The 3,770-nt window shown below is 59.9% G+C and carries 6 protein-coding genes and 1 pseudogene; 1 reads left to right on the forward strand and 6 read right to left on the reverse strand.

Annotated features, from left to right (window positions below):
* The 6 genes and pseudogenes from ACH2ED_RS19110 to ACH2ED_RS19135 form a co-directional block, all read right to left on the reverse strand.
* A pseudogene (locus ACH2ED_RS19110) lies at nucleotides 1-207 on the reverse strand (hypothetical protein); the annotation flags it as partial.
* 41 nt (nucleotides 208-248) lie between these two features.
* Complete coding sequence (locus ACH2ED_RS19115; protein ID WP_395094307.1) at nucleotides 249-437, reverse strand: hypothetical protein; 189 nt, start codon at nucleotides 435-437, stop codon at nucleotides 249-251.
* Nucleotides 438-441: 4 nt separating this feature from the next.
* Nucleotides 442-627, reverse strand: a complete 186-nt coding sequence (locus ACH2ED_RS19120; protein ID WP_395094308.1) for a hypothetical protein — start codon at nucleotides 625-627, stop codon at nucleotides 442-444.
* Between the two features lie 5 nt (nucleotides 628-632).
* The gene (locus tag ACH2ED_RS19125) at nucleotides 633-1,238 is read right to left on the reverse strand and encodes a GNAT family N-acetyltransferase (protein ID WP_395094309.1); all 606 of its coding nucleotides are present in this window, start codon (nucleotides 1,236-1,238) and stop codon (nucleotides 633-635) included.
* A gap of 64 nt (nucleotides 1,239-1,302) precedes the next feature.
* Nucleotides 1,303-1,746, reverse strand: a complete 444-nt coding sequence (locus ACH2ED_RS19130; protein ID WP_395094310.1) for a VRR-NUC domain-containing protein — start codon at nucleotides 1,744-1,746, stop codon at nucleotides 1,303-1,305.
* Entirely contained in the window at nucleotides 1,736-2,839 is a 1,104-nt protein-coding gene (locus ACH2ED_RS19135) for a hypothetical protein (protein WP_395094311.1), read from the reverse strand. Before ACH2ED_RS19135 ends, ACH2ED_RS19130 begins: the two co-directional genes overlap by 11 nt.
* 420 nt (nucleotides 2,840-3,259) lie before the next feature.
* On the opposite strand from ACH2ED_RS19135, the gene ACH2ED_RS19140 reads away from it, so the two are divergent.
* Nucleotides 3,260-3,712, forward strand: coding sequence for a right-handed parallel beta-helix repeat-containing protein (locus ACH2ED_RS19140; protein ID WP_395094312.1), 453 nt, complete (start codon nucleotides 3,260-3,262; stop codon nucleotides 3,710-3,712).
* Nucleotides 3,713-3,770 lie beyond the last annotated feature (58 nt).

Raw genomic sequence — 3,770 nt, forward strand, 5'->3', positions numbered from 1 at the left:
GAGCCGAAGCTCAAAGGGAACCGGGCATCCTGAGAGATGCCCGGACGTTCCAAGCGGACGCGGAGCAAGCTCCGGGGAATGTACCCGTACGCTATTCATATCCTCCGTTGACTCGAACGGGCGCTGGCAGTGTGTTCGGATACTCTCGTGGCCGAAGTGATGATCCGACGTAAACCAGAGGCGCGAAGTAGGAACGTTCTCGGTCATGCCGCTTTATACGCACTGCCTGACGGTTCGCTAAACCCGCCTCACTTCACGACGACTTTAGTCGGACGAGCAAGACGGGACGGCTGAGGCTTGCGTCGCGTCGCCGGGGCCGTTGTCGCTGGCTCGGCGAGCTCCGCTGGGTCATAGGAAAGCCGCCCCGCCGAGGGATCGAGTAGATCCTCTTCCAGCGGAACGGACTCCGCCCACTCTTGCGTAAACTCAAATTTCATCGCCTCAAGCCGCTTTTGCAGGAACCCCGGAGCGTGCCGCAGGCTTCCGAACGCTCGCTTTGCTCCTCTTCAAGCGCTCTTTCTCTGTCTCGATCAGCAGCTTGGAATCATCTAGACTCCCCGCCGTCACATCCATATCGTCTGCCGCGCCCCGATCCAGGAGCCATTTCTCGGTTATCTTGATCTGCATTTCGTTTACCTTACTAAGTACGCTCTCGCCTGGTCAGGCGTTGTCTCAAAGTAGGGAAGTCCCTCGGTCGCATCCAGACCCAGGTCGCTCATCCCCACTGTATCGCGGTAGAACGGCACAGCCTGCGGAAGAGAGTGCAGCCCGATTCTACCGCCCCAGCCACGCTTCACACTCAAGCGGATCGCCTCGGTCAGAAGCACCTGGCCGACACCGCCGAAACGGGGATCGGGAGTCAGCTCGCGTAGGTTCCACGGTGCCGCCTCCAGAAAGTGGACATAGACCAGAGGAAGCCCGACCTGGCTCGATTCTTTGCAGCGCTTCTGCTTGGTCATCAGGAGCATCAGCCCTTGAACCTGCCCGGCGCACTCCACTCCGACTGTCTGATACCCCGCCAGTCCCTCAATTGCTTTGGCCTTGCGCTGCCAGTTCCAGTGCAGGTGCTCCGGCCATGACGAGCGCGGCGTTCCTGCCAGCGCCAGCCTCTGGATCGCCGCATCAATGGAGGGTTCCCAGTCCGCCGCCGCCGCTTCGACCGCCGCCCGAGTCATGGATGCCAAGACCTTAGCCGGAACTGTCTGCTTGGTTTGGCGATCAAAAAGAAGAATATCCACGTGATTCCATTATACCGGAAGTGCTCAGTTTGGGCCTATGGTTCACCGGCCACCAAGCGGCCTATCACTGGCCACCAAGTTCATTCAAACCGAGGTAATCCGCCACTTCATTTCTCGCCTCCAGCCAGTTCCTACAGACCACGAACCGAAAGCCCAGAGGCTCCAGCGCGGCCCGAAATGCCGCCTGCTCAGCGGTCAGTCCATTGCGTCCTGCCTTCAACTCGATGTATAAGCCGTGGCACCTCGAAGACGGCACCGGCACGAACACGTCCCACACCCCAGCAGTCAGCCCCAACTCGACCGCATCTGCCCCACGCTTCGGCCCGAGCCATAGCCCGTTCGGGATCGCATGAACCCAGCGCAGCTCGGGGAACTGCCGAGCGTGTAGCCGGAGCCACACGAAGAACGCTCGTTGCTCCTGCGCCTCGATTTCAGCGCGTGGCTTGCGAGGCCGAATGCTCGCCATGCCCCGAAGGCAGAGCTGGCCGTCCCGTCGCTTACCCGGCATCGCTTGCCCCAAGGACTTCAGCCCGTTCTCTTGCCAAGCGCCTGGCTCGCATCACAACCGGAAGCGAGTCCACCCCGCGCCGCCGTACAAGTGCCTTCTCCGCCTCGCTGGCCGTCTCCAAAGCATCGGCAACCGCCAAGGCAAGAAGCTCCACCCGCTGGTTCTCCGAAAGCGCCTCCCACGCCGCCGCCGATGCATCAGACTCTAAAGGCCGTGGAGCCGTCTCCGTTCGCATCTGGGCCGGTGCGACGATAATTCTCTGTGCCCGTTCGCCGTGGTCACTGCCATGGCTCGACGGCGGCGCGGGCGCGAGCCACCCGGCACGTATCGCTGTCACAAGAAGTGCAGGCAGGCTTCGTACCTCGTGCGAGGCTGCGTAAGCTCGTGCCGCCTTCACCGCGCTCCTCACGGCTTCCAGCGGCTTCTCCCCGACCGCTCGACGAGCGGTGCTCCGATCCAAGCCCGCTTCTACAGCCACCGTGACGGCCTCGGATTCTGGTTCGGAGACCTCCGCAGGAGAGACAACGACACCTACACGCTTGGTATCAAAATCAGCACCTTGTATTGTTGTCGTCTTCTGCGCTTCACGCTCTTTATAAGGAGAGGGCCGCGCAATTATCCGCGCAGAGGCCGCGCAATTCTTAGGCTGAGAAAACTGAGGAGCATGCCATTTCCCAAGACTCCGAAGCAGTTCGCGGCACTTCGACCGAACCTCGCCAGCCCACTGCCTCATCCCCACAATTGCGCGGGCCAGTGCCTCCCAGCCCGCCACCAGAAGCTCCTCCACGGTAACCAGAGGAACAATAGTGCGCTGACCAAAAGCATCGAAATCACGGCGGAGTATCCCACACTCTTCCAGGTGGGCTAGACCGCGTCGGATAGTTGCCACATCACACTTGAGGCCCATGGTCGGATTGCTGGCAAAGAACTCATTAGAGGCATGGCAGCCCCCCGCCTCGTGCTGCCAGAGGATGTTTCGCATCAGCACCGCGATACGCTTGTCGCGGTCAGAGCGAGCTTCCGGGAGCCGCCAGGTGCGATCTGGCGGCACATCAAAGAGGGTGAGCTGTTGATTCTCAACTGCGGCTTGCACGGGCAGTCCTTTTAGCGGACTGGTACGGGCGAATTCTCAGAGGAATAGAGAGGGTGGGCAGGTTCGATAGTTTAGCAGCGTGGGTGCACTTAGGGCATTTTCCCCCGAAACTCCCACCAAACCAACCTCAAATTGAGGTTGGTTTTTTGCTATCTTAGCCTGCCCGTAGGAACGCGGCCAAGTCCGAATAGCGGAATCACATGGGGCAGGGAAAGCCTAGGGGACTGTCGAAGGTAGCGCTATGGAAGTAGCTACGCTCTACGTCTCCCCTTGCGCGGTGGCTTCTACCCGCTAGTGGAGCCCCTGGTACTTGGGAAGGCACAGAGATATCACGTTCTCCGGTGTTACGTTTGCGCATAGTGCCTGGCTCTGCCCGCCCGAGGGCAACTCGTTCTATCAAGCGGAGGTCAATATCCCGATGTGATCCGGGTGACCAACAGCCAGCGCATTATTTTTCAGAGCTGCACGGTGCGCAACACGGGAAACTGGGCACTGAGCTTTGGGCCGGGCGCGGGGGGTGTGCGAATCGGGGAGCAAGGGGTGCAGAAAACCCCAGCCCTCCTGACGGAGCGCATCACGCTCACGGATTGCTTGCTCGCCCACGGCGGGCGGCTCCGTCCTGCCGCTGTCGGGGTTTGGATCGGGCACTCACCTGGCAATAAAATCCACAACAACAAGATCCACCGCATCTACAGCTTCGACTACGGCGGCTGGGGCATCTACTTCGACAAGGGCTCGACGGGCATTATCGCGGAAAACAACCTGGTCTACCGCACCAAGAGCGCCCCATTTCACCAGCACTACGGTAAAGAGAATATTGTACGCAATAACATACTAGTACAACCCGGCATAAATTTTCTCCCCCTACATTGAAGCAGAATTTCATGTCATAATCAAGGCATCTTATCTCGATCGGAGGATGCCCCATGCC

Source organism: Armatimonas sp. (assembly GCF_043757465.1).
Taxonomy (GTDB): domain Bacteria; phylum Armatimonadota; class Armatimonadia; order Armatimonadales; family Armatimonadaceae; genus Armatimonas.

Bases quoted from the DNA above. Each gene is read 5' to 3' on its own strand.
- ACH2ED_RS19115 (WP_395094307.1), bottom strand. From the start codon at position 437: ATGAAATTTGAGTTTACGCAAGAGTGGGCGGAGTCCGTTCCGCTGGAA.
- ACH2ED_RS19120 (WP_395094308.1), bottom strand. From the start codon at position 627: ATGCAGATCAAGATAACCGAGAAATGGCTCCTGGATCGGGGCGCGGCA.
- ACH2ED_RS19130 (WP_395094310.1), bottom strand. From the start codon at position 1,746: ATGCCGGGTAAGCGACGGGACGGCCAGCTCTGCCTTCGGGGCATGGCG.